Raw genomic sequence first — 26,690 nt, 5'->3', positions numbered from 1 at the left:
ACATAGAAATCTTTCGCTTACTTTTTTACTTTTATGTCCTAATGCAACAGTTTTTTATATTTTTTGTAAAAAGATACATTTTCCGTTACAGTAATATTTTTCCTAAATGTAAAGAACAAATAGTCCCTAAATCGAGGGGCTTTTTTTCCACTATTAGAAAGTATAACTTGTTAGCACGATGTTTTTCGACGTGGTACAAGTTTAGGTTATTAGTATAAGCGCAACTAAGGCTGACGTGAAAGATTTGGCGTCAGCCAAGTTTTCTTTACTATAAGGTAACTATTTTGAGGAGGCGGCACGAGTGGCGAAACCAACATTCTACATTACAACACCTATTTATTATCCAAGCGGCAAACTACATATCGGTCATGCGTATACGACAACTGCAGGGGATGCAATGGCTCGATACAAACGATTAAAAGGTTTTGACGTTATGTATCTGACAGGAACGGATGAGCATGGAGAAAAGATTCAAAAGAAAGCAAACGAACAAGGTCTTCATCCTCAAAAATACGTAGACGGCATTGTTGAAGATATTAAAGCACTTTGGAAAAAGATGGACATCTCTTATGATGATTACATCCGTACCACTGATGATCGACACAAAAAATCTGTCGAAAAGATCTTTCAACAGCTTCTTGATCAGGATGACATCTACTTAAGTGAGTATGAGGGCTGGTATTGTACAGATTGTGAGTCCTTCTTTACAGAGCGTCAGCTGGAAGATGGTAAATGTCCTGACTGCGGACGTGAAGTAAAAAAGGTTAAAGAAGAAAGCTACTTCTTCCGTATGAGCAAATATGCGGATCGTTTGTTAGCTTATTATGAAGAAAACCCTACGTTTATCTTCCCAGAATCAAGAAAACGCGAAATGATCAACAACTTTATCAAGCCTGGTTTAGAAGATCTTGCAGTTTCACGTACTTCTTTTGACTGGGGTGTAAAAGTACCGGGAAATCCAAAACATGTGATTTATGTATGGATCGACGCATTATCTAACTATATTACGGCTCTAGGGTATGGCAGTGAAAACGATGAAAAATATCAAAAGTACTGGCCAGCTGATATTCATTTAATGAGTAAAGAAATAGTACGTTTCCATACGATCTATTGGCCGATCATGTTAATGGCTCTAGGTCTTCCACTACCAAAGCAAGTTATTGCACATGGCTGGTTATTGATGAAAGACGGTAAAATGTCTAAGTCAAAAGGAAACGTAGTGGACCCTAACGTTTTAATAGATCGTTACGGATTAGATCCGCTTCGCTACTACTTGCTTCGTGAAGTACCATTTGGTTCTGATGGCGTGTTTACACCGGAAAGTTTTGTTGACAGAGTGAATGCTGATCTTGCAAATGATCTCGGAAACTTGCTGAACCGTACGATTGCCATGATCGGAAAATATTTTGATGGAAAGATTCCTTCATATGAAGGGAAAGTTACTGAGTTTGACGGAACACTCCAAGAGTTTGCGTTAGAAACAGTAAGAAAAACAGAAGAAGCGATGGAAAAGCTTGAGTTTTCAATCGCGCTTTCAACGATTTGGCAATTAGTAAGCCGTACGAACAAGTATATTGATGAAACACAGCCTTGGGTTTTGGCAAAAGATGAAGCTAAACAAGGTGAACTTGCAAGCGTTATGTACCATTTAGCAGAATCGATCCGTATCGTTTCTGTTCTCATTCAGCCGTTTATGACTGAAACACCAGCGAAGATCTGGAGTCAATTAGGTTTGAAAGACAAGAGTATTACAGAGTGGGATACACTGAAGGAATTTGGTGCGATTCCTGCAGGTACTGCGGTGGAAAAAGGTGACCCAATCTTCCCTCGCTTAGAAACCGAAGTAGAGGTTGAGTTTATTAAGAATTCAATGGGCGGGACATCAACACCGGTAGCAGAAGAGCCGAAAAAAGAAGAAGTACCTGCAGCTGAAGAAAAGCCTGAAATCACGATTGATGATTTTATGAAGGTTGATCTACGTGTAGCGACTGTTATTGAAGCAGAACCTGTAAAGAAAGCAGATAAATTATTAAAACTTCAATTGGATCTTGGGTTTGAAAAGCGCCAAGTAGTCTCTGGAATCGCTCAGTTCTATAAACCGGATGAGTTGGTCGGTCAAAAAGTGATCTGCGTGACGAACTTAAAACCTGTTAAATTGCGTGGAGAGCTATCGCAAGGAATGATCTTAGCTGGTTCTTCTGATGGTCAATTAACATTGGCTACGGTAGACCCTTCACTTCCAAACGGTGCAAAAGTAAAATAACAACAAAAAGCGGGGAGTTTATCCCTGCTTTTTGCCTTTTTAGGGCGTAAGACAGTGAATAAACACGATTTTTACCGCCGAAAATAGGTCTTAATACCTATAATGTAACTAACTTGTAATGCTACTGTTACCCGAATGAATGGAAAATGTGATAAGATTTGTAAAGTTGAAGGGATTGTACACTATGTTTGATACACACGCACATTTGAATGCAACACAGTTTGAAGAGGATCGCGAGGCTGTTATTCAACGGGCGTTAGATGAAGGCGTAACACATATTGTGGTGGTCGGCTTTGACCGCGAAACCATAAAAGTTGCCATGCAGCTTGCTGAAGAATACGATTTTATCTATGCTTGCGTAGGTTGGCATCCTGTAGATGCAATCGATATGACAGATGAGGATTTGGCTTGGATTGAAGAACTAGCAGCGCACCCAAAAGTTGTCGCTCTTGGCGAGATGGGATTAGATTACCATTGGGACAAGTCGCCTGCGGATGTTCAAAAAGAGGTATTCAGACGCCAGATTCGACTTGCAAAAAAGTGAAGCTTCCGATCGTTATTCATAATCGTGAAGCGACGCAAGATGTTGTTGACATACTGAAAGAGGAAGAAGCCCATGAAGTTGGCGGTATCATGCACTGCTATAGCGGAAGCATCGAAGTAGCCCGTCAATGCATGGATATGAATTTCTACATAAGCTTTGGTGGACCAGTAACGTTCAAGAATGCCAAGAAGGTTAAGGAAGTTGCTACAGAGATTCCGATGGACCGGCTTTTAATTGAAACGGATTGTCCTTATTTAAGCCCTCATCCATTAAGAGGGAAAAGAAATGAACCATCTTATGTTAAGTATGTCGCTGAAACACTTTCTGAATTAAAAGATCTTCCGCTTGAAGACATCATAAAGAAAACTTCCGACAATGCATTTCAAATTTTTAACATTTCCAGATAGGAGATGTTGTCGGAAACTAGCAAAGCATGAGAAATATCGCGTTAATCTTTCAAGAATTGACAAAAGGGGAAGGAAATTTGTCAAACGTTTTTTCTTCCCTTTTTCCTTCTTTTCCGTTCATAATTGGCTTGGGTCAATTCATGACGAAAAGGAGGGTGATTTGACAGAGAGAAAAAAGGTATTTATAATGCAGTCCTTGTAGGGGAGGAAATTGAATGAATAGAAATATTACAGCTTTGTTCTCAAGTATCACAAGAAAGAAAATTTATCTTTCGATCGCTGCTCTTCTCGTTTTAGCGGTAACTACTGGATTCGTAGGTTATGAAACTACGAAAGCTGAAGTGACGCTTATGCAAGACGGAAAGAAAACAGAAGTGAAGACACATGCCAATACGGTTAGAGAACTGTTAAGCGAACAAAACATAAAACCTAACCAGCATGATTTAGTAAAACCAGGTCTTGATGCCAAGGTTACAGACAACATGAAGGTTGATTATACAGAAGCGAAGCAAGTTAACCTTACCGTTAATGGCAAGGATAAAACGATTTGGACGACAGCAAAGACTGTTGAACAATTCGTGAAGGAGCAGCAACTAACGCTTAATGAGCACGATTCTATTAAGCCAAATCTTACTGCTGACATAAAGGATCAAGGGAAGATCCAAATTGAATCAGCATTCCCGGTTAAGCTTGTTGTTGGCGGAAAAGCTCAGCAAGTTTGGACCACTTCGACTACCGTCGCTGACCTTTTGAAGCAACAAAAGGTATCATTAGGTGAAATTGATCGAGTAACACCTGCTAAAACAGCTAAAATATCTGGTAAGACGCAGGTTGAAGTCATCCGAGTAGAAAAGGTCACCGATGTAGTGGAAGAAGAAACACCGTTTGCTGTTGTTAACCGCAAAGACAGTGGTCTAACAAAAGGCAAAGAGCGTGTCGTGCAAGATGGCAAAAAAGGAAAACGTGAAAAACGCTTTGAGGTTGTTGTGGAAAACGGCAAAGAAGTTTCCAGAAAACTGATCAGCGAAAAAACGTTAACAGATAGCTCTGATAAAATTGTTGCTATTGGAACAAAGGCGCAGCCTAAACCGCAGCCTGTTGTATCACGTAGTAAAGCACCATCATCAAGCAGTTCAGGCGGCAGAGAAATAACGGTTACAAGTACTGCTTATACGGCTAACTGTGCAGGGTGTTCTGGAATTACAGCTACAGGGTTTAACTTGAAAACTAACCCGAATGCGAAAGTTATCGCAGTCGATCCTAATGTGATTCCGCTTGGCTCAAAAGTATATGTTGAAGGATATGGTTATGCTATTGCTTCAGATACTGGAGGAGCGATTAAGGGTAACAAGATTGACGTATTCTTTGCTTCTCAATCACGAGCAGAGTCTTGGGGAAGAAAATCAGTAAAAATCCGTATCATTAATTAATTGTGAAAGCATGGGGAAAAAATCCCTGTGCTTTTTTATTTGCGCGGGATAAGAAGAACGATCGATACTAAGCGCATTCCTTTGTAAACCTAGACTTTCTTGACGCCTGGGGTATACTAGTAAAAGATGTTTTTTTCGTTCAAATAATTAGACGTTGCAATGCCTAAAAAGGTTTCACCGTTTTGGAGGAAATCATGAAAAAAATAAAAGAAATTATCGTTGTTGAAGGAAAGAGCGATACGCTTGCCATCAAACGATCTGTTTTAGCAGATACAATAGAAACAAATGGCTCAGAAATTAGTATAGATACATTGAATCGCATAAAAAGAGCGCACGAGACACGTGGAATAATTGTTTTTACAGATCCTGATTTTCCAGGGAAAAGAATTCGAGAAATTATTTCAGAGTATGTACCTGGCTGTAAGCATGCCTATTTGGCAAAGGCCGATGCACTTGCTAAAGGAGACAAAGGTGTAGGCGTTGAGCACGCATCAAGAGAAGCTATTGTTGAAGCTCTTGAGCATGTTCGAGAGGAAATGGCAGAAACTGAAAACGAGAACATCCTATGGGAGGACCTGATGGCTGCAGGGCTAACGGGCGGACCGGATTCAAAACATAGACGTGAAGTGATTGGAAGAGAGCTGCGCATAGGCTATATGAACGCTAAGCAATTACATAAACGTCTAAATATGTTCAGAGTTACACCAGAAGAGTTTGAACAGGCCCTTAAGGCGCTTTATAGCAATGAGGAGGAATAGAAACACATGAGAAAAGATATATCCACTCCCAGTCCACAAAAGCCATACTGGAAAAGCATGGTTTTACTTTTAAGAAGAGTTTAGGACAAAATTTCCTGATTGATCGCAACATCTTAAATAATATTGTAAACGCAGCAGATCTGACAGAGGAATCAGGAGTCATTGAAATTGGTCCTGGAATCGGAGCGTTAACTGAATTCATCGCGAGGTCTTCTAAAAAGGCGGTTGCTTTTGAAATTGATCAGCGTCTTCTGCCCATATTAGAAGAAACACTCGCTCCATATCCGCATGTAGAAGTCATTCATTCAGATGTGTTAAAAGCGGATATACACGAAGTGATAAAAGAACACTTTGAAGAAGGACAGGATCTGATGGTTGTTGCGAACTTGCCATATTACGTTACGACACCGATCATTATGAAACTTCTTCAAGACAAGCTTCCAATTCGAGGTATTGTCTGTATGATTCAAAAGAGGTAGCGGACCGTCTAGCCGCATCACCTGGCACGAAAGATTATAACTCTCTTTCGATTGCCATCCAATATTATGCGACGGCTGAGACGATGATCAAAGTACCTAAAACCGTTTTTGTTCCAGCTCCTAACGTAGATTCATCCGTCATAAAGCTAACGCTTAGAAAAGAGCCTGCTGTAGCAGTAAAAGATGAAGAGTTCTTCTTTCATGTGGTAAGGTCATCCTTTGCTCAAAGACGAAAGACACTGTGGAACAACCTGACGAGCCAGCTTGTATCTAAAGATAAGAAGGAAGAGCTGCAAACGATTTTAGAATCCATTGATATCGATCCAAAGCGTAGAGGTGAAACGTTATCCATACAGGAATTTGGTAAGCTAGCTGATGCTCTTTTACCTCTTGTAAAATAAACCTCATTTTTCCCCGGCTTTCACATACTCTTATAAAAGGAATATTGGGAGCTATGGAGCTTGTTACTCCAAATAGGGGAGTAAAATGAAACTAGAGATTGGATCAATTGTAAGCAGAAACTCTTACAAACGAGATCTTCTTTTTCGTGTTGTAGGATTTAGTGAAGATCGTACGATTGCTGAACTTGCTGGAGAAGAGCTCAGACTATGGGCAGATGCGCCAGTTGATGACTTATTCGTTGTTGATGACAAGCATATGTCTGAACATAGGCAAGTGGAAAAAGAAAAAGAGGAGTCATCCTTAAAATTATTCAGGCAAGATTATTATTTGCTGCGACAAAAAAGGAGTACTTATCCACAAACGGCTATCAATATGATCAGTCTTATTTTGAACTGCCAGGAAGAGTGCTTCATATTGACGGCGACCCTTTATACTTAAATAAATGTCTGGAGTTATACAAAAAGCTTGGAGTACCCGTGTACGGCATTCATATGAAGGAAACGGAAATGCCAGAAAAAGTTCCTGCATTAGTTGATGAAGTCAGACCAGACATACTCGTTATAACGGGTCACGATGCCTATATGAAATCAAAAGGCGATGTTTCTGATGTGAATGCATATCGGCATACAAAATATTTTATTAGAACGGTTCGAGAAGTGAGAAGGAAGTACACCCATCTTGACCATTTGATGATCTTTGCGGGAGCCTGTCAATCCCATTTTGAATCATTGATAAAAGTTGGGTCAAATTTTGCAAGCTCACCTGCCCGAATTAACATACATGCCTTAGATCCTGTGTATATCGTTTCAAAGATCAGTCTGACATCCTTTATGGACCGTGTGAACGTAATGGACGTTTTACGGAATACACTTACCGGTAAAGAGGGATTAGGCGGTGTAGAAACAAGAGGGTTCCTCAGAACGGGAATGCCGATCAAATCAAAGCCATAGACAAGTAAAGCTCCGGAAATTCGGAGTTTTTTTGTTGCTGCTATGTAGGGTATATAAGTTGCATTGCCGGTGCAAAAATGTCGAGGGTTGTAGACACGTGGATAAAAGCGCAAAACTTCTGGATTGGAGACCAACTCGTGGATAAACGGCCGAAATTTCTGGGTTCAGTGCACGAATTTCTGAATTGAACCAGCTGAATGCCCCACCAGGTATATGTAATGACCAGTTGCGCAACCTGATAATGCATCATTTCTTACATGAAAATACCTCATCCGGCCTAACCGAAGAAAACGCCGTAAAAAAGTCTGTATAACTACAAAAAATATATCAAAAGGGCATAAATTAATGAATTATTTGTAAAAAATATTTATTTTATACATATTCCCCAGGTATATTGACATACTAAAAAAAGCAGAAAAAGGATATTTAGTCATTGACATGAAAATGCTTTGCTTGCTATAATGAAAATTTTAATTTGACAAAAAAACACGATTTGTGTTATAATTTGTCTAAGTGAGGTGGAGCCTAAAATGGGTAAAACAATAGTGGACATTAGACGCTCTTTAGAGTCCAACGTGGGTAGAAGACTTTCTTTACGTGCAAATGGCGGTCGACGTAAAACGATCGAACGACTTGGAACACTGGAAGAAACATACCCAGCAGTTTTTATTATCAAATTAGATCAGGACACCAACGCTTTTGAACGTGTTTCTTATAGTTACGCGGATGTACTCACAGAAACAGTAGAACTTACATTCTTAGAAGATACACAAGCAGCAATCGGGCAGTAAGAATTCTTTACTGCTATTTTTTTACCTTGCTGGTTGTGGTCTAAATCAAAAATACATATAATCAGCACATTAACGCGAAAGATAAAACCCCTTTTGGAGATACTATAATGTATCGCATATGAAAGGGGTTTTCATCATGGGACGAAGAAAAAACGGCATGATGTCTGAAGGGTTAAAAACAGAGATCGCAAAAGAGCTAGGGTTTTATGATACGGTCCAACGCGAAGGCTGGGGCGGTATCCGTTCTAAAGACGCAGGAAACATGGTGAAACGCGCGTTAGAGATCGCTGAACAGCGCTATAACAATGGAAACAGATAATATGCGGTATGAAACAGCCGGAGGCCCTAGTGTCTCCGGTTTTCCTCTATATCTATAGATTGATTTTTTCTATATTTCAATCCTCATACTGTGTTACTATTAAAAATATCAAAATTGTGCAAGATGGTAGGCAGGGATAATGATGACAATTAATAAAGTATCCATTAAAGCTCCAGCAAAAATTAACCTTTCTCTCGATGCTTTGCGAAAAAGAGAAGATGGGTTTCATGAAGTGGCTATGGTTATGACAACGGTAGATTTAGCTGACCGGATCGAACTAACTTTATTAGAAGCAGACGAAATCAAAATTGAAAGTTCAGGCGGATTTGTCCCTCTTGACGAGCGCAATCTAGCCTTTCAGGCAGCTCTCCTATTAAAGAAAACATTCAACATCAAAAAGGGTGTCTATATACATATTTCTAAGCACATACCTGTTGCAGCAGGCTTAGCCGGAGGAAGCAGTGACGCAGCTGCTACTTTAAAAGGACTCAATGAGCTTTGGGGATTAGGCTTATCACTTGATGAGCTAGCTGAGCTTGGCGCGAAAATAGGTTCAGATGTCTCTTTTTGTGTGTATGGAGGAACCGCATTGGCGACAGGCAGAGGAGAGAAGATCCACCACATCTCCCCTCCTCCTCCTTGCTGGGTGCTCCTAGCTAAGCCCCCAATCGGAGTTTCTACCGGAGAGGTGTATCGGAACTTAAAACTTCAAGGACTACAACATCCTGATGTTGAAGGGATGGTAAAGGCTATTGAAGAGAAAGACTACGATCAGATCTGTAATCTTCTCGGAAATGTTTTAGAATCTGTTACGTTAAAGATGTATCCAGAAGTAAGGCACATCAAAGAACAGATGATGAGACTTGGAGCGGATGCCGTATTAATGAGCGGAAGCGGACCTACCGTTTTTGGTTTATTTCAGCACGAGTCTCGGCTTCAAAGAGTTTATAACGGATTAAGAGGTTTCTGCCACGAAGTTTATGCGGTTCGTTTATTAGGGGAATGATTGATAAAATCCGTATAAAAATGGTATATTATCTTCAAACATTCGGTTTTGGAGGATAATATGAAATTAAAAAGAAGCGGAAGAATGGTAGATTTAACAGCTTACCTTCTTCATCATCCCCACCAACTCATCCCTTTATCTTATTTTGTAGAACGGTACGAATCAGCTAAATCTTCTATAAGTGAAGATCTTGCTATCATTAAAGAGCATTTCGAACAGCACGGGTTAGGTCACGTTCAAACGGTTCCTGGCGCAGCGGGCGGCGTTAAATATATTCCAGGCATCGATCATGCTGAAGCTGAAACAACAGTGGAAGAACTTGTTCAGCTTCTTGAAGACCCGAGCCGTATCTTACCCGGTGGTTATTTGTACGTAACAGATGTTATCGGCAACCCAAGACTCGTCAATCAGATCGGGAGACTGTTTGCATCCATCTTCTCTTCTCGAAAAATTGATGTCGTGATGACGATAGCAACGAAAGGAATTCCGCTTGCTTACGCAGTAGCAACGCATTTAAATGTTCCTGTAGTCGTTGTGAGAAGCAATAGCAGGGTAACGGAAGGATCAACGGTAAGTATTAACTATGTTTCGGGTTCGACAAAACGGATTCAAACGATGGCGCTTGCTAGACGAAGCATTAAACAAGGTTCTCGCGTACTTATTATCGATGACTTTATGAAAGCCGGCGGAACGATTAAAGGCATGATTAGTTTAATTGAAGAGTTTCAGGCGCATATCGAAGGGATCGGTGTTTTAGTCGAGGCGCAGGAAGTTTCCGAACGTCTTGTTGATGACTATGTATCAATCGCACGTCTTGCGCAAGTGAATGAAAAAGAAAACCGTATTGAAGTTGAAAAAGGCAATTATTTTCTAAATGGAGGTAATGCGTGATGAAAAAAGTTCATACAGAAGAAGCACCTGCAGCAATCGGTCCATATTCTCAAGGTATCGTAATCGACCAATTATTCTTTAGTTCAGGACAAATTCCTCTTACAACAGAAGGAGTTATGATTGAAGGTGATGTAAAAGAACAGACACATCAAGTATTTCGTAACCTGCAAGCTGTCCTTAAAGAAGCGGGATCGTCACTTGACCAAGTCGTTAAAGCTACGGTTTTTATTAGTGATATGAACGAGTTCGCAGAAATTAATGAAGTGTATGGCCAATACTTCAACGATCATAAGCCAGCAAGATCTTGTGTAGAAGTCGCACGTCTTCCAAAAGATGCGAAAGTAGAAATAGAAGTAATCGCACTTACAAAATAAGTCCCTATTTGGGGGCTTATTTTTTTCGCTTTGTTCTAAAAACAGTAAAACAATAAATTGAAAATATCCTTTTGAATAGCAGCAATTGTTGGTTGTATGTGAAGTGTCAGCTAAAAGTTATTGTTTAAGCTTGAGGGTATAGGATTGGAAGATAGTTGTCGAAATATGTAAACTCGCCGATATATGAGGAAAACTCGCTGGATTATTGCCAAAACTCGCGGGATTATCTCCGGAATTTCTAGGATTATTTTTTATATTTCTTGAATTAAGGTCTTAAATACCTCAACAGGTATAATTAAAATCCGTTCAGAGCACCGATAATGAGCTGAAATACACCTGATTCTACAATAGAACTGTTTTCGGCGACCTATTTTAGTCTTAGATTTAGTTGATTTTCGTTTAAGAATGCTAGCTTCACATAGAAATTACGCTGATCATTGATAAAAAAGCTAACCAGAGTAAATTGGCTTCTGTCATATGTAACTAATGTCAAACGAAACAAATTTCTTCTTGAGTTACTTGAGCGATGCACTAAGATCGCTAAAAAAGGACCTTACAAGACTATGCTAGGAGCGGCGTCACAAATTTTTTAAAAATTTTTATTATTCAAAGAAGGATTTTGTAAAATGCTGAAGAATTGTAGTATTACGTTCTTATTTTGGAAAAAGGTGGTGTTTGTGAATGGAAGTGACTGACGTAAGATTACGCCGTGTAAATACAGAAGGCCGTATGAAAGCGATTGCCTCCATTACAATCGATCATGAATTTGTTATTCATGATATTAGGGTAATTGATGGCAATAATGGAATGTTCGTAGCTATGCCAAGCAAACGAACACCAGATGGAGAGTTCCGTGATATCGCACATCCGATCACGTCAAGTACTCGTGAGAAGATCCAAAATGCGGTATTAACAGAATATCACCGTATGGGAGAAATGGAGTCTGCTTTAGAAGAAGCAGGGGCTTCTTAATATCTCAATAAGAATTTAGAGCCTGGTCACAATGATTAGGTTCTTTTTATTTGCTCTTTTTTCCTCATAAGATAGAACCTTCCTATAGATATCCCATAATTACGTGAATTCCCTCTGTTTTTCCGATAAAATTTATCAAACCGTTGACAATCCCGCGTCACTTCTTGAAATGACTACGCGTTTAAGATATATTCGTAATGGTATATTAAGATTTAGGAAAATGGATGGAGGTTCACTATGACAAATCGCTATGCGGTCATTCTTGCTGCGGGTCAAGGAACAAGGATGAAATCCAAATTATATAAAGTATTACATCCTGTTTGTGGTAAGCCGATGGTTCAACATGTTGTTGATCAGATCAGCTCTCTTCAAATGAAACAAATGGTGGCTGTTGTGGGCCATGGTGCTGAGAAAGTTCAGGAACAATTAGGCCACGATATTCAGTATGTGCTTCAAGAAGAGCAGCTTGGTACAGCACATGCTGTTATGCAGGCTGAAAACGCGCTAGCAAATGAAGAAGGAATCACACTTGTTGTTTGTGGTGATACACCTCTTATTACTTCGGAAACGATGGAAAAGCTGATTGCTGAACATGAATCACTTGGTGCAAAAGCAACTATTCTAACAGCTAAGGCTGAAGATCCTACAGGTTACGGCCGTATTATTCGTAACAGTGAAGGGACAGTAGAAAGAAATGTTGAGCACAAGGATGCATCAGAAGAAGAACGCAAAGTGACTGAGATCAATACAGGGACTTACTGTTTTGATAATAAATCGCTATTTGAAGCATTAAAGCAAGTAAACAACGACAACGTACAAGGCGAATACTACTTGCCAGATGTTATAGAAATCTTAAAAAAGCAGGCGAGGTTGTAGCAGCTTATCAAACGCCAGACTTTAATGAAACGCTTGGTGTTAACGATCGAGTAGCACTTTCGCAAGCAGAACGTTACATGAAAAACCGCATCAATGAACGTCACATGAGAAACGGTGTAACGCTGATCGACCCAGATCAAACGTATATTTCAGATGATGCTGAAATTGGAAGTGACACGGTTATCTACCCTGGCACTGTTATTTTAGGTCAAACAAAAATTGGTGAAGAAAATATCATCGGTCCTCAATCTGAGATTAAAGACAGCGTGATTGGAAATGGAAACACGATTCGTCAGTCTGTTATTCATGACAGTGAAATAGGCGACGCTTCTGCAATCGGTCCATTTGCACACATCCGTCCGAAGTCCGTTCTAGAAAACCAAGTGAAGATCGGAAACTTTGTTGAAGTGAAGAAGTCTGTAATGAGCACAGGCAGCAAAGCATCTCATCTAAGCTATATTGGCGATGCTGAGATCGGAAAAGATGTAAACTTAGGCTGCGGATCTATTACTGTGAATTATGATGGTAAGAACAAGTTTTTAACAAAGGTAGAAGATGGGGCATTTATCGGTTGTAACTCGAACTTAGTTGCTCCTGTTACTGTCGGGAAAAATGCTTATGTAGCCGCGGGTTCGACAATTACGAACGATGTACCTGCTGATTCATTATCCATTGCAAGATCGCGTCAAACGGTAAAAGAAAATTACGTTCAAAAGTTAAACGAAAAGCAAAACCAATAATTTTAAGAGTGGGGAAGGATGGAGCCATCAATGAGTACGTATGTAGATCCTACATTGAAAGTTTTCACGTTAAATTCTAATAAGGAATTATCAAAGGAGATTGCTCAGCACATTGGGATTGAGCTTGGAGAGAGCTCAGTAACAAAGTTTAGCGACGGGGAAATTCAAATTAATATTGAAGAAAGTATTCGCGGTTGTGAAGTATACGTTATTCAATCCACGAGCGACCCTGTTAACCAGCACTTGATGGAACTATTAATTATGATTGATGCACTTAAGCGTGCTTCTGCAAAAACAATTAACGTTGTAATGCCTTATTATGGCTATGCGCGTCAAGACCGTAAAGCTCGTGCCCGTGAACCGATCACAGCTAAACTTGTAGCTAACTTGCTTGAAACTGCTGGAGCAACACGTGTAATTGCTATCGATCTTCATGCAACTCAAATTCAAGGCTTCTTCGACATCCCAGTTGACCAATTACTTGGTGTACCGATCTTGGCAAATTATTTTGCGAATAAAGAACTAGATGATATCGTAATTGTATCGCCAGACCATGGCGGTGTTACAAGAGCACGTAAGATGGCGGATCGACTAAAAGCACCAATCGCTATTATTGATAAACGCCGTCCGCGCCCGAACGTATCTGAAGTTATGAATATCGTTGGTAACATTGAAGGAAAAACAGCCATCTTGATCGATGATATTATCGATACGGCTGGTACGATCACATTAGCAGCAAATGCACTGATCGAGAACGGTGCGAAAGAAGTGTATGCATGCTGTACGCACCCAGTTCTTTCTGGACCTGCGATGGACCGTATCCAAAACTCTTCAATTAAAGAGCTAGTTGTTACAAACACAATCGTTCTTCCAGAAGAAAAGAAGATTGATAAAGTAACACAGCTTTCTGTTGCTCCATTATTAGGAGAAGCAATTATTCGTGTACACGAGCAATTATCAGTATCTAAATTGTTTGATTAAGATGTTTTAAAAGCTCTTCTTTAATAGAAAGTAGCTTTAACGTTTTTTGCTTCAGTGATAAGTTGATTGGAGTGTAAGGTGTGAGACTCCTGCGGGACAGGCGGGCAGGTGAGACACTTATACGTGAAACGTACGAATGTGGCTCACCGCCTGCCCCGCGGAAAGCGAAGCACCTGGAGCGGAAATCAACAACTTTCAAGAACATCAAAGTTTTGCTAAATAAATTTTTCACTTTAAGAAGTGCTTGCTAAAACGATTTCTAACTTCGCGTTTTAAAATCTTTCAGTTCGGGTAATGCTTTAAAGAGACTCGAAATAGGAAAGGTGGATCTCATTATGGCAACGAATCTAACAGTCGAAAAAGAAATACTGACAAACGTTCAACGTTAACGGAATTAAGAAACAAAGGACATTTTCCAGCGAACCTTTATGGTTATGGAACAAAAGCTGTATCTCTATCTGTTGATGAGCCTGAATTTATTAAGGCCTACAGAGAAGTAGGTAAGAATGGTGTACTCAAACTAAAGGTGGATGGAAAAGATTATTCTGTTATGGTGCAGGATATGCAGGTTCATCCTTTAAAAAATTCTGTTACACACGTAGATTTTCTGGCGATTGACTTAAATAAAGAAACAGAAGCAGAGGTGCCGGTTGTTTTAACAGGTGAATCTGTTGGTGTTAAAGAAGGCGGAGTTCTGCAGCGTGTACTAGCAACAGTAAACGTTAAAGCTCTTCCTGCCGATTTCCCAGAGCAACTGGAAGCTTCTGTAGAAGATTTAAATATAGGTGATTCCTTATCCGTTAAGGACTTGCCAACAGGTGAGAAATACGAAATTCTTCACGAAGAAGACGAAGTGATTGCGAGTGTAACTCCTCCAAAACTTCAAGATGAAGAAACAGATCCTGAAACAGAAGAATCGGATGCAGAAGGAGATGCTCCAGAATCCTCTGAATCTGTTGCTGATGACAGTCAGGAAGAAGAGAAGAAAGACGAATAGAATAATGAATATGAAACGCAGCAGCCGCTGCGTTTTTATTCTGTTATCCTAATTGTTGTATAATGTTCGTAAGACAATTAAAGGTTAGGTGAACGTAACGTGAAACTGTTTATCGGGCTCGGGAACCCTGGATCTCGTTTTGATGGAACCCGGCATAATATAGGATTTGAAGTGATCGACAAACTTTCCGATTCCTTAAACATTCCCTTGCAGCAAACCAAATTTAAAGGTTTGTACGGAACGGGTATCGTTGGCGGAGAAAAAGTATTTCTTTTAAAACCGCTAACTTATATGAACTTATCAGGTGAGTGCATCGGACCGTTTATGGATTATTTTCAAATTCCATTAGAAGACATGGTTGTAGTTTATGATGATCTTGATACGATTCCAGGAAAGCTGCGACTTCGAACAAAAGGAAGTGCTGGCGGACACAATGGGATAAGATCGATGATTGCCCATCTTGGTACACAAGAGTTTAAGAGGATTCGCTTCGGTATCGGCCGCCCCACGAATCAGCAGCCTGTACCTGACTTTGTATTAAATCGCTTTTCTAAAGAAGAAGAGCTCGATGTTGAAAGTGGTATCGACCGATCAGTAAAAGCGTGTGAAGCTTTTATTGAAACATCTTTCGATAAAGTGATGAATAAGTTTAACGGGTAAAGAATAGATTACACATGTTCCGCTCATAATGGTTAGTATAATGCTAACCGAAAGGGGACCGTACATGGCTATTCATTACCGGTGCAGGCATTGTAAGACACATGTTGGCACGATTGACCACCATACTGTGAATGCGGCACATCTTGGGTTTGAAACATTAAGTAGCGAAGAACGGCAGGAATTACTCTCCTATAAAGAGAATGGAGATATAGAAGTTACGACTACTTGTGAGGATTGTCAGGATACGCTAGAACGCTATCCGGAATATCATACTTTGAAATCCTTTATTCAATAAAATAAGGTAATGCTTTGGCCATAGCCTACTACGCGGGCCAAAGCCTTTTTCTGTTTAAAACGGGCTGTTTTCGTATTCCGTTGTTGTTCATGAGGGTAGTTGATTTCCGTTTCAGATGCTCGCTTTCCGCGGGGCAGGCGGTGAGCCACATTCGTACGTTTCACGTATAAGTGTCTCACCTGCCCGCCTGTCCCGCAGGAGTCTCGCATCTTACACTTCAATCAACTTTTCAGAGAAGAAAAAATCCTTTAAAGTAACAATCTTTTAGAGAAAGCTTTTCGAAATATGGCCAATAATTACGATCATAGAAATAATGACTAGCTCTTGTGAGAGGGGAGTAAGAATGCTTGGATTGAAGAAATATTTTAGCCAGGAGAAGACTTTAAATCCATTTTGGATGGCATAAACGGAGGACTTAAAGAACAATTAGTAGCGGGTCTGTCAGGTTCTGCTCGAACCATGCTCATTAGCAGTCTTCATGAGAATACAGGTAAACCGCAGCTAGTTGTCACGCATAATTTATTTCAAGCACAAAAACTATATGAAGATCTAACTTCTCTTTTATCTGAAGATGAAGTTTATTTATATCCCGTTAATGATTTAATATCCTCTGAGATGGCGATCTCGAGTCCTGAGCTGAAAAGCCAAAGAATCGAAGCACTAAACTATTTAAGCCAATCTTCTAAAGGTGTCATTATCACACCAGTTGCAGGATTAAGAAGATATCTGCCACCTGTAGATGTGTGGAAACAATCCGGTCTTTCTTTTAAGATGGGTAAAGATATCGACCCGGATCAAATTTTAAATAAGCTTGTTGCGATGGGATATGAGCGAACGTCAATGGTGCAAACACCAGGTGAATTTAGTGTTCGCGGAGGAATTATCGATATTTACCCACTGACGGAAAAGAATCCTCTTCGCATTGAGCTTTTTGACACGGAGATCGACTCTATCCGTTACTTTGAAGCAGAGACACAGCGTTCACAAGATAAAGTAGAGCAGATTTCTATTGCTCCAGCTGAAGAGCTTATCCTGTTTGAAGAACACTATAACAAGGCGGCAGAGCGCATCGATGCTAAGCTAGCATCCACTTTAAAAAACATTAAAGATGATGCTTTAAAAGAAACACTCGTTGAAAATATTAGTTATGAAACGGGCCGATTGCGTGAACAACAGCAATTTCAAAGCATGTATAAGTACGCATCGCTCTTTTATGACCAGCCTGCAAGTCTTTTAAATTACATATCATCTGACAGCTTGATCATTATGGATGAGATTGGGCGTATTCAGGAAACGAGCCAGCAGCTCGATAAAGAGGAAGCGGAGTGGCAGACCGCTTTGCTTGAGCATGGAGAGCTTGTTCAAGATCTGACCATATCTCCTGACACCAATCAGCTTCTTGGTGACAAAAAGGCGTTTCCAATCATTTATCTATCTTTGTTCTTAAGACACGTACCGCACACTCAGCCTCAAAACATCCTCAATGTAGAATGTAAGAGCATGCAGAACTTTCACGGTCAGATGAATGTATTGAAAGGTGAGATGGACCGCTGGAAAAAGCTTGGGTTTGCGATCGTTTTTGTTGCGATGAACAAGGAACGAGCACATCGGCTCGAACGGGTGCTTGCCGATTATGAGATGGATGCAGGTATCATTGACAAAGATCAGGATATTCAGCCGAGAACGAGTCAGATCCTACTCGGAGATCTTGGCAGCGGATTTGAATCGGTTAAGCAAAAGCTAGTTGTCATAACAGAAGAAGAAGTATTTACGAAGAAAGCAAAACGTCCTGCCAGAAAACAGAAGATGACTAACGCTGAACGGATTAAGAGTTACTCCGAATTAAAAGTAGGCGATTATGTCGTTCACGTAAATCACGGGATCGGTAAATACTTAGGAATTGAAACGCTCGAGATCAAAGGTGTTCACAAAGACTATCTGCATATCAAATATTCCGGAAACGATAAGCTCTACGTACCAGTAGAGCAGATCGATCAAGTACAGAAGTATGTAGGGTCTGAGGGCAAAGAGCCTAAGATCTATACGCTAGGCGGAAGCGACTGGAAGAAAGTCAAAAGCAGAGTTAAATCTTCTGTTCAGGATATAGCGGATGATCTCATTAAGCTTTATGCAGAGCGTGAAGCGAGCAGGGGTTATGCGTTCGCGGAAGATGGAGCAGAACAGAGTGAGTTTGAGGGAAGTTTCCCATACCAAGAAACCGATGATCAGCTGCGAGCGATCGACGAGATCAAGAAAGACATGGAAAGTATTCGTCCAATGGACCGTCTTCTTTGTGGAGATGTTGGTTACGGAAAAACCGAAGTGGCGATTCGTGCAGCTTTTAAGGCGATTATGGATGGAAAGCAAGTGGCTTTCCTTGTGCCGACTACGATCCTTGCACAGCAGCATTACGAAACATTTCGTGAACGCTTTTCAGAGTTTCCGATCACCATTGGCAGCTTAAGCCGTTTTCGTTCCAAAAAGAACAAAACGAAGTGCTTAAGGGATTACAAGCAGGTACGGTCGATATTGCGATCGGAACACATCGTTTGCTTTCAAAAGATGTTCAATATAAAGATCTAGGCTTGCTCATTATTGATGAAGAGCAGCGATTTGGTGTTACGCACAAAGAAAAGATTAAAACGCTGAAATCAAACGTGGATGTGCTCACATTAACCGCTACACCAATTCCACGTACACTTCACATGTCGATGCTCGGGGTTCGAGATCTTTCGGTTATTGAAACACCGCCAGAAAATAGATTCCCTGTTCAGACATACGTCATGGATTACAACGGCTCTTTCGTACGAGAAGCGATCGAGCGGGAAATGGGCCGTGGCGGGCAGGTTTATTTCTTATATAACCGTGTTGATTCAATTGAAAGAATGGCTGAACAAATATCCATGCTCGTACCTGACTGCCGTGTTGCCTATGCACATGGTCAAATGTCTGAGAACGAACTTGAAAGCGTCATGCTTGAATTTTTAGAGGGAAATTATGATGTATTGGTCTCAACAACAATTATCGAGACTGGCGTAGACATTCCGAACGTGAATACGCTTATCGTGTATGACGCGGATAAAATGGGTCTATCACAGCTTTATCAGCTTAGAGGACGTGTTGGTCGTTCTAATCGTGTCGCTTATGCGTATTTCACGTATCAGCGGGATAAAGTTTTAACAGAGGTTGCTGAAAAACGTCTGCAAGCGATTAAGGAATTTACAGAGTTAGGATCAGGATTTAAGATTGCGATGCGAGATCTCTCCATTCGCGGTGCAGGTAATCTCCTTGGTGCACAGCAGCATGGATTCATCGACTCAGTAGGTTTTGATCTGTATTCTCAGATGCTTGAAGAAGCGATTCAAGAACGAAAAGGTACAAAACCAAAAGAAGTAGAAGAAGAAGTTGACCTTAATCTTGAGGTTGATGCGTATATTCCGACGCACTATATCGGTGACGAAAAGCAAAAGATTGAGATGTACAAACATGTTCGTGCAGCGAAGTCCTTAAAAGACATTTCAGACCTGCAAGAAGAATTTATCGACCGTTTTGGCGATTATCCAGTTGAAGTAGAAAGTCTGCTGCTTGTAGCGGGAATTAAGCTCCGTGCTAAGCGGGAAGGCGTTAAATCGATCGAACAAAAGCAAGATACGGTTAACATGCTGTTAAATGAAAAAACGACTGGTTCAGTGGATGGCGGTAAGATGTTTGAGATCGCCAATAAGATCGGCAGACATGTAAACCTTGGTATGCAGAACAATTTAATGAAAGTGGTCATTAACCGTAAGCGTCTAAAAGATTTGGAACTGTTAAAGCAGATTGACCTTTTCCTAAAAGAAATGAAGCATGCTAGGAAAGAAAAGACAACAAATACACCATAAAATATAATAACCCTCTCAATCGTGTATAGAACAGCAGATGTAACAAATAATAAACCTAGAAAATGGAACATTCTTTCAGAGAAGGAACCATTTTGTTGTTACATCAGTGAATCATCATCATCCGAAAGAGAGGGCATTATCTATATGAAAGCCACAGGTATCGTTCGACGTATTGATGACCTTGGGCGCGTAGTTATTCCAAAGGAAATCCGCAGAACACTTCGGATTCGCGAGGGAGACCCGCTTGAGATTTTTGTAGACAGAGATGGAGAGGTTATTTTAAAGAAATACTCTCCAATTAATGAGTTAGGCGATTTTGCAAAAGAATACGCAGAAAGCCTTGCAGACAGTACAGGTCATGTTGTGTTAATTGCTGACCGTGATACATATATTGCGGTAGCTGGCGGATCCAAGAAAGATTATCACAATAAAAGCATCGGTAAAGTAGTGGAGTCGTCCATGAGTGACCGGAAGACGCTGGTTGAATCCAATGGAGCCGAAGCCGAGCTAATTGATGGGATTAAAGAAAATACTTCTCATGTTATAGCACCTATCATCGCAGGTGGAGATCCGATCGGAGCAGTTGTGATGGTTGGAAAAGAAGGAAAAAAGCTAACAGAACTTGAGCAAAAACTTGCTGAAACTGCTGCTGGATTTTTAGCGAGGCAGATGGAGCAATAGAGGAGGAAGGGCTATTATGCTCTTTCTTTTTTTGTTGTTTAATTTTTAAGAAAATCCTGCTGACTTTGAAAGTTGTTGATTTCCGTTACAGGTGCTTCGCTTTCCGCGGGGCAGGCGGTGAGCCACATTCGTAACGTTTCACTTTTAAGTGTCTCACCAGCCAGCCTGTCCCGCAGGACAAGGAAGGCTTCGGCAGCGACGCATCGCACGAAGAAAATGTGGTTTTCATTTTCGAGGAGTCTCGCACCTTACACTCCAATCAACTTGTCAATGAAGAAAATGAAATAAAATAAGTTAAAAACAACTAACACTTGATTAAATTCTTTTAGTAATCATTGTTGCTACTTAAAAAGCTTCCTTTTTCCGCTACAGGTTACAGGTACTCCTGCATCTGCAAGTAAAGCAAAAGCGATATGGAGGTAGTGGAAGTCTTAATGATCCTAGCAGTAGTTTCGCACCTTACACTCAAGGCGATCGATTTATTAATGAAGCGAATGAACCATAGCAACAATCTTAGAGAAGAACCTATATTCAAATGCTTAATATAGGTCGCATATCGCCGGGCGATACAGCCTGACTATGGTATAATACCTTGAATTATGATAGATGAATTACAAAACGTGTCGACATGTGTCGTCCCGGGAAATAAACAATTTGCAATATCGAGGTATTCTATGAATTCTAAGAAATATTCCGTATGGGAAGGTGCATTGCTGCTGACTGCAGCAGCAATCATCGTAAAATTACTAAGTGTCGTATATCGCATTCCCTATCAGAACATGACGGGCGATTTCGGCTTTTATGTATTTCAACAAGCGTATCCGTTTTACGCCATAGCAGCAGCTATTGCTTTTACAGGATTTCCGATGGCATTGTCAAAAATGATCGTTTCAGAGAAAAACAACAATGATCATCTTATTAAAACATCTATATGGACATCCTTTACGTTAGGTGTGTTTTCATTTGTTTTTTTATTTTTTACAGCACCTTTTATCGCAGGATGGATGGGAGACTACAATCTCCAATTGCCAATAAAAGTGATTGCGGTCCTCTTTTTGTTTATTCCGCTTGCTGCATTCTTAAGAGGTACTTATCAAGGATACGGCGATATGCAGTTAACAGCTGTTTCACAATTGATCGAGCAGACAATTAGAGTATCTGGCATTTTACTATTATCTTATTATTTTGTTTCAAAAGGCTACACCAGTTATGAAACGGGTGCAGCGGCACTGTCAGGTTCAGTGATTGGAGCTCTTGCTTCAGGATTATTTCTTTTATTTTTTTGGAAAAAGGGTTTTGCGAATGCATACAACCCTCAAGCGGAAATTCGGTTTCTTTACGCGGCAGAACTGCTCAAAACAAGCATCTACCTGTCTTTAAGTGCGCTCATACTAGCTTTGATGCAGCTAGTGGATTCTTTTCTTTTTGTGAACGTATGGGTAGGTAGCGGCATGGAGTCATATGATGCCAAGATATTGAAAGGTGTTTTCGACCGTGGCCAACCTCTTCTTCAAGTAGGAACCGTAGCGGCAGCTTCGGTAGCACTAGCTGTTGTTCCCGAAATGGCGTCGTTAGTTACGGAAAAGAAAAAGGCAGAAATCCAGTCTCTTTCTAAACTCTCCGTTAAGATTTCTATCGTTTTCGGTGGAGCAGCAGCGGTGGGGATAATCTGTATTATGAAGCATCTTAATGTTATGCTGTTTAAAAATGACGATGGCTCGCGTGCTCTCGCTATTCTTTGTATATCGATTATATTTGTGTCCATCATTTATACGACCACAGGACTTTTACAAGGAATTGGTCATGGACGTTTTGCGGCATTTACTGTACTTTTAGCGGTGGCTGTAAAAGTAGCGGGAAACTTTATGCTTATTCCGTTAATGGGCATGGAAGGCGCTGCGCTTTCAACGGTATTCGCTACCTTTGCAGCAGCGGTTACTCAACTAGTTAAGCTTCAGTCAGCAACAAATTTCCTAAATGGCAGCAAAAAAACAAAGATGCTTTCTTACATAATCTCCATAAGTTTCATGGCCATTGGAGCCTTGGTTTGGGTCTTTGTTGCTGAACACTTTTTATTTACTGCTAACACACGTTTTCATTCGATGCTGATCAGCATCAGCTCATCTATAATAGGAGCAGCGATCTATTTGATCAGCATTTTTAAGCTGAACGTTTTTTCTCAAGCAGAATGGGACTCGGTGTTTCAATCTGTTAGTTTATTTAGAAAACTGTTTAAACGTCTTAAAAAAAGGAGACCATGATGACGAAGAAGATTACTATCATCGGCCTAGGTGCCGGAGATCTTGATCAGATGACGCTTGGCATCTACCGGATGCTTGAGTCAGCTGAAAGGGTCTATGTGCGTACGATTCATCACCCTGCTGTAAAAGAACTTATGAAACAAGGAAAGTCATTCATTGCATTCGATGAGATTTATGAAAAGCACGATCGGTTTGAGCCTGTTTATGAGGAAATTGCCGAAACCCTGTTCAATGCAGCCGAAACAGAGCATGTATTGTATGCTGTACCCGGCCATCCACTCGTTGCGGAACAAGCCGTCCAGATTCTATTGCACCAGGCACAAAGCAAAGGGATTGAGGTAACAGTTGCAGGAGGCAAAAGTTTTCTCGATGAAATGTACACCGCGCTTAAAATCGATCCGATAGAAGGGTGCCAGATTCTTGATGGTACGTCACTAAAGAAAGATGAGATCCAGGTTCGTCACCATCTTGTGATTGTACAAGTGTATGATAGCTTTATCGCATCAGAAGTGAAGCTGACGTTAATGGAAAAATACCCGGATGATTATGAAGTAGTAGTCGTTACCGCAACAGGCAGCTCGGATGAGTCCATAAAAAGAGTTCCGCTGTATGAACTGGACCAGTCTGTCACGTTAAACAATTTAACAGCCGTTTACGTTCCTCCTGTAAAAGAAGAAGAGCTTTTGTACAGAGACTTTTCGTTCTTAAGAGACGTTATCGCTCGCCTTCGTGGACCTGGCGGTTGCCCGTGGGATCAAAAGCAAACGCATGTTTCACTGAAAAAGTACTTGATTGAAGAGGCTTATGAAGTGCTTGATGCGATAGACGAAGAAGACGATGAAGCACTTGCAGAAGAACTGGGAGATGTATTACTTCAAGTGCTTCTTCATGCACAAATTGGTGAAGATGAAGGATTCTTTGCCATAGACGACGTTATTGCTGTTTTAACTGAAAAGATGATTCGCCGCCATCCGCATGTATTTAGTGACGTTTCGGCAGAAGATGCAGACGAAGTAGTGGCAAACTGGGACGCAATTAAAGCACAAGAAGCAGGGAAAGAAGACAGAGAGTCACTGCTCGACGGAGTTCCAAAAGGAATTCCGGCCATTCAAAAAGCATTTCTTTATCAAAAAAAGGCTGCTAAAGTTGGTTTCGATTGGAAAGAATCGGGGCCTGTCTACGACAAGATCCTAGAAGAATTAAAAGAGTTTCAAGAAGCAGAAGGTGATGAACAACAAAAAGAGCTTGGTGATTTGTTGTTTTCAGTGGTGAACTTAGCGCGTTTTTACAAAATTGACCCTGAAGAGGCACTGAATGAGACTAATCGAAAGTTTAGACAGCGATTCAACTATATCGAGCATGCTTTAAAGGAACAAAGTCTATCGTTCGATGACGTAACGCTAGAAGAAATGGACCGTCTTTGGAACGAGGCAAAATAATTTTTTTCTACAAAGAAGGATTATAGTGAAAAATAGAGAATATTTTCTCGAGAAATATTAAGAAACCCTTAATTATAAGGGGTTTCTACCGAATTATGTGGTAGAAAACTTAGGAGGTAATTAAAAATGAACAAAAATGAATTGGTAACAAATATCTCAGAAAAGTCAGGACTTACAAAGAAAGACGTAGAAACAGTCGTTAATGGCGTAATCGATGAAATCACTTCTGCTCTAAAAGACGGAGACAAAGTACAGTTTGTTGGATTTGGAACTTTTGAAACTCGCGAGCGTTCTAGCCGTACTGGCCGCAACCCTCAAACAGGGAAAGAAATTCAAATCCCAGCTGCTACAGTTCCAGCGTTTAAAGCAGGAAACAAGCTGAAAGAAGCTGTTAAGTAAGCATGCGCTTAGATAAGTTTCTGAAAGTCTCCCGCCTGATCAAACGGAGAACCGTGGCAAAGGAGATTTCAGATCAGGGCCGTATCTCCATTAACGGATTGCAGGCTAAAGCGTCTTCTGATGTAAAAGTTGGGGACGAGCTTACGATTCGTTTTGGCCAAAAGCTTGTAAAAGTAAAAATCAACGAGCTTAAAGATACGACCAAAAAAGAGGACGCGGACAACATGTACACCGTCCTCGAAGAAAACCGCATCGAAACGACTGAGTAAAGAACCTGAATTTTTTCAGGTTCTTTTTTCTTTGTGCTGTTAGCTGTCGGTTAAGTTTAATCCACAAGTTTCGACTATGAATCAACGAGAAAATGCTGTCAGTCCATAAAAAACTAGAATTTATCCGCGAGTTAACAATTCTCGACAAAAACACATTAATGGTTGCTCCAAGATATTCAGCAATTCTATACAGCTTGTTCTATTCCATTAAGCTCCTTCATAGATTTGTATGGAATAGAGGAGGGGAATGTATGGACCAACGATACGATCTGAATGGATATAATCAAAAAGTGAGCACACCAAACCACGATGTAAGAATGATCGGCAGAAAGAATTTAGAGATTACTGGAGTTAAACAAGTAGAAAGTTTCGATAATGAAGAGTTTTTGCTTGAGACAACAATGGGCTTTTTAGCCATACGCGGAACAAACTTGAAGATGAAGAATCTTGATGTTGAATCAGGTGTTGTGAATATTGAAGGCAAAGTGTTCGATCTTGTGTACCTGGACCAGCAGACCGGCGAAAAGAATAAAGGCTTCTTCAGCAAATTGTTCAAATGACCCTAACCGTTCAGTTTCAAACCATGCTTTCTATGGTATTCATGGGAATCTGGATCGGCATGGCTGTCGATACGTACAGCCGGTTCATCCATGAAAAGAGAAAGTGGCACTGGCTTCACTTTTTGAACGATCTGCTATTTTGGCTGGTACAGGCTTTGCTGGTCTTTTATGTCCTTCTTCATGTGAACCACGCGGAAATTCGATTCTATATTTTTATTGCTCTCATTTGTGGTTATGCGGCGTACCGGGCACTTTTTGAACGAATCTATAAGAAGATACTTGAGTGGATGGTTACAGCTGTCGTATCCCTTTTCCGATTTATATACCGTCTGCTTAACTCTTTAATCGTTATGCCGATAAAATGGTTAATTATGCTCATATCCGCTATTCTTTTATATGTATTAAACATCTTGCGGAAAATAGCAATGGTACTTTTCATGATTCTTTTTTCTCCTTTTAAGTGGGTTGGACGGCTCATATGGCGTTTCATCCCTAAGCAAAAATGGTATAATTTAAAGGAGAAATATTTAAAATTTGCAGGTTTTTTGATTTCAGCGAAGAATAAAGTCAGCAATTGGAAGGGAAAAAAGAAGTAAAGGAGGGGAACAGCGAACAAATGCGCCAAAAAAATTACAGAGATTCACTCACAATACATCCAGAATAAAGAGCGCCATGAGAAGGTGATCGCTAAACGTAAGCGTGGTTTGTACCGGCGCTTAACGGGGGCCTTTATCGTATTTTCCTTTTTTGCTTTTTTAATTATTACGGGTATTGCAGAACAGCTTTCTCTTTTAAATGAAAAACAGATGGAACAACAAGAGTTAAGTGATGAATACAAAGCTCTATTGGAAGAAAAGGCACAACTTAAAGATGAAGTGAATAAACTAAAAGACGAAGAATACATTGGAGAAATCGCCAGACGCGACTTTTTTATGTCAAAGCCTGGTGAAACAATCTTTAAACTTCCAGAATAAAGCATTAAGCGTAGATTGACACGCAGATTTTTTCGATTGTATAATAAGTATTGATATCTTAGGAGATTTTTTAAGGAGGAGCATTTTTTGC

At 40.4% G+C, this 26,690-nt stretch carries 22 protein-coding genes and 6 pseudogenes; 26 read left to right on the top strand and 2 right to left on the bottom strand.

Translation table 11 applies throughout. The annotated features are described in order from the left end of the window. Positions 1-301: 301 nt before the first annotated feature. From metG to ACEWFH_RS01480, 17 genes and pseudogenes are all read left to right on the top strand, one after another. The gene (metG, locus tag ACEWFH_RS01560) at positions 302-2,263 is read left to right on the top strand and encodes a methionine--tRNA ligase (RefSeq protein ID WP_473725849.1); all 1,962 of its coding nucleotides are present in this window, start codon (positions 302-304) and stop codon (positions 2,261-2,263) included. A gap of 184 nt (positions 2,264-2,447) precedes the next feature. Further along, positions 2,448-3,214, top strand: a pseudogene (locus ACEWFH_RS01555) (TatD family hydrolase). 215 nt (positions 3,215-3,429) lie between these two features. Then, positions 3,430-4,644, top strand: coding sequence for a ubiquitin-like domain-containing protein (locus ACEWFH_RS01550; protein WP_473725848.1), 1,215 nt, complete (start codon positions 3,430-3,432; stop codon positions 4,642-4,644). Positions 4,645-4,838: 194 nt separating this feature from the next. Continuing rightward, entirely contained in the window at positions 4,839-5,402 is a 564-nt protein-coding gene (rnmV, locus tag ACEWFH_RS01545) for a ribonuclease M5 (RefSeq protein ID WP_473725847.1), read from the top strand. Between the two features lie 6 nt (positions 5,403-5,408). Next, a pseudogene (gene rsmA, locus ACEWFH_RS01540) lies at positions 5,409-6,282 on the top strand (16S rRNA (adenine(1518)-N(6)/adenine(1519)-N(6))-dimethyltransferase RsmA). 85 nt (positions 6,283-6,367) lie between these two features. Beyond that, positions 6,368-7,233 (top strand): annotated as a pseudogene (gene yabG / locus ACEWFH_RS01535) (sporulation peptidase YabG). A gap of 530 nt (positions 7,234-7,763) precedes the next feature. Then, positions 7,764-8,024 carry a biofilm formation stimulator Veg gene (gene veg / locus ACEWFH_RS01530; protein WP_066238125.1) on the top strand — a complete coding sequence of 87 codons (261 nt, stop codon included), beginning with the start codon at positions 7,764-7,766 and terminating at the stop codon, positions 8,022-8,024. A 136-nt stretch (positions 8,025-8,160) separates the two neighbouring features. Next, on the top strand, positions 8,161-8,343 hold the full coding sequence (locus ACEWFH_RS01525) for a small, acid-soluble spore protein, alpha/beta type (protein WP_473725846.1): 183 nt from the start codon (positions 8,161-8,163) through the stop codon (positions 8,341-8,343). A 142-nt stretch (positions 8,344-8,485) separates the two neighbouring features. After that, positions 8,486-9,349, top strand: a complete 864-nt coding sequence (gene ispE / locus ACEWFH_RS01520; RefSeq protein WP_473727183.1) for a 4-(cytidine 5'-diphospho)-2-C-methyl-D-erythritol kinase — start codon at positions 8,486-8,488, stop codon at positions 9,347-9,349. A 60-nt stretch (positions 9,350-9,409) separates the two neighbouring features. Further along, positions 9,410-10,240, top strand: a complete 831-nt coding sequence (gene purR / locus ACEWFH_RS01515) for a pur operon repressor (RefSeq protein WP_473725845.1) — start codon at positions 9,410-9,412, stop codon at positions 10,238-10,240. Further along, complete coding sequence (locus tag ACEWFH_RS01510) at positions 10,237-10,614, top strand: RidA family protein (RefSeq protein ID WP_473725844.1); 378 nt, start codon at positions 10,237-10,239, stop codon at positions 10,612-10,614. The genes purR and ACEWFH_RS01510 overlap by 4 nt, the downstream gene beginning before the upstream one ends. 681 nt (positions 10,615-11,295) lie before the next feature. Continuing rightward, positions 11,296-11,586, top strand: a complete 291-nt coding sequence (gene spoVG / locus ACEWFH_RS01505) for a septation regulator SpoVG (RefSeq protein ID WP_066238133.1) — start codon at positions 11,296-11,298, stop codon at positions 11,584-11,586. A gap of 237 nt (positions 11,587-11,823) precedes the next feature. After that, positions 11,824-13,202: pseudogene (glmU, locus tag ACEWFH_RS01500) on the top strand (bifunctional UDP-N-acetylglucosamine diphosphorylase/glucosamine-1-phosphate N-acetyltransferase GlmU). 30 nt (positions 13,203-13,232) lie between these two features. Next, positions 13,233-14,183, top strand: a complete 951-nt coding sequence (locus ACEWFH_RS01495; protein ID WP_066238138.1) for a ribose-phosphate diphosphokinase — start codon at positions 13,233-13,235, stop codon at positions 14,181-14,183. 367 nt (positions 14,184-14,550) lie between these two features. Next, positions 14,551-15,180, top strand: a pseudogene (locus ACEWFH_RS01490) (50S ribosomal protein L25/general stress protein Ctc); the annotation flags it as partial. Positions 15,181-15,279: 99 nt separating this feature from the next. Further along, positions 15,280-15,840, top strand: a complete 561-nt coding sequence (gene pth / locus ACEWFH_RS01485; protein WP_473725843.1) for an aminoacyl-tRNA hydrolase — start codon at positions 15,280-15,282, stop codon at positions 15,838-15,840. A 64-nt stretch (positions 15,841-15,904) separates the two neighbouring features. Further along, positions 15,905-16,135 (top strand): anti-sigma-F factor Fin family protein, encoded by a 231-nt coding sequence (locus tag ACEWFH_RS01480; protein WP_066238149.1) that lies wholly within the window; start codon positions 15,905-15,907, stop codon positions 16,133-16,135. Here the strand turns inward: ACEWFH_RS01480 and ACEWFH_RS01475 are convergent. Next, positions 16,129-16,344, bottom strand: a complete 216-nt coding sequence (locus ACEWFH_RS01475) for a hypothetical protein (RefSeq protein WP_473725842.1) — start codon at positions 16,342-16,344, stop codon at positions 16,129-16,131. The genes ACEWFH_RS01480 and ACEWFH_RS01475 overlap by 7 nt on opposite strands. A 134-nt stretch (positions 16,345-16,478) precedes the next feature. On the opposite strand from ACEWFH_RS01475, the pseudogene mfd reads away from it, so the two are divergent. Continuing rightward, positions 16,479-20,016 (top strand): annotated as a pseudogene (gene mfd / locus ACEWFH_RS01470) (transcription-repair coupling factor). 144 nt (positions 20,017-20,160) lie between these two features. Further along, entirely contained in the window at positions 20,161-20,697 is a 537-nt protein-coding gene (gene spoVT / locus ACEWFH_RS01465; RefSeq protein ID WP_289497545.1) for a stage V sporulation protein T, read from the top strand. A gap of 85 nt (positions 20,698-20,782) precedes the next feature. Here spoVT and ACEWFH_RS01460 read toward each other — a convergent pair whose 3' ends face one another. Then, a complete protein-coding gene (locus ACEWFH_RS01460) occupies positions 20,783-20,944 on the bottom strand; it encodes a hypothetical protein (protein WP_473725841.1) in 162 nt (53 codons plus the stop codon). Positions 20,945-21,371: 427 nt separating this feature from the next. Between ACEWFH_RS01460 and ACEWFH_RS01455 the strand changes: the two genes are divergently transcribed. The 7 genes from ACEWFH_RS01455 (at position 21,372) to ACEWFH_RS01425 (ending at position 26,599) form a co-directional block, all read left to right on the top strand. After that, complete coding sequence (locus ACEWFH_RS01455; RefSeq protein WP_473725840.1) at positions 21,372-22,958, top strand: putative polysaccharide biosynthesis protein; 1,587 nt, start codon at positions 21,372-21,374, stop codon at positions 22,956-22,958. After that, complete coding sequence (gene yabN, locus ACEWFH_RS01450; protein ID WP_473727182.1) at positions 22,958-24,397, top strand: bifunctional methyltransferase/pyrophosphohydrolase YabN; 1,440 nt, start codon at positions 22,958-22,960, stop codon at positions 24,395-24,397. The genes ACEWFH_RS01455 and yabN overlap by 1 nt, the downstream gene beginning before the upstream one ends. 126 nt (positions 24,398-24,523) lie before the next feature. Continuing rightward, the gene (locus ACEWFH_RS01445; RefSeq protein WP_066238167.1) at positions 24,524-24,796 is read left to right on the top strand and encodes an HU family DNA-binding protein; all 273 of its coding nucleotides are present in this window, start codon (positions 24,524-24,526) and stop codon (positions 24,794-24,796) included. Between the two features lie 2 nt (positions 24,797-24,798). After that, the gene (locus tag ACEWFH_RS01440) at positions 24,799-25,065 is read left to right on the top strand and encodes an RNA-binding S4 domain-containing protein (RefSeq protein ID WP_066238169.1); all 267 of its coding nucleotides are present in this window, start codon (positions 24,799-24,801) and stop codon (positions 25,063-25,065) included. Between the two features lie 251 nt (positions 25,066-25,316). Beyond that, positions 25,317-25,625, top strand: coding sequence for a sporulation protein YabP (yabP, locus tag ACEWFH_RS01435; protein ID WP_473725839.1), 309 nt, complete (start codon positions 25,317-25,319; stop codon positions 25,623-25,625). After that, complete coding sequence (gene yabQ / locus ACEWFH_RS01430) at positions 25,622-26,221, top strand: spore cortex biosynthesis protein YabQ (protein WP_473725838.1); 600 nt, start codon at positions 25,622-25,624, stop codon at positions 26,219-26,221. Before yabP ends, yabQ begins: the two co-directional genes overlap by 4 nt. An 84-nt stretch (positions 26,222-26,305) precedes the next feature. Next, positions 26,306-26,599, top strand: a complete 294-nt coding sequence (locus ACEWFH_RS01425; protein WP_473725837.1) for an FtsB family cell division protein — start codon at positions 26,306-26,308, stop codon at positions 26,597-26,599. The last annotated feature ends 91 nt before the right edge of the window (positions 26,600-26,690 follow it).

It is taken from the genome of Fictibacillus sp. EA-CB0309 (assembly GCF_055814265.1).
This window is presented reverse-complemented; position numbering and strand designations above follow the sequence as displayed.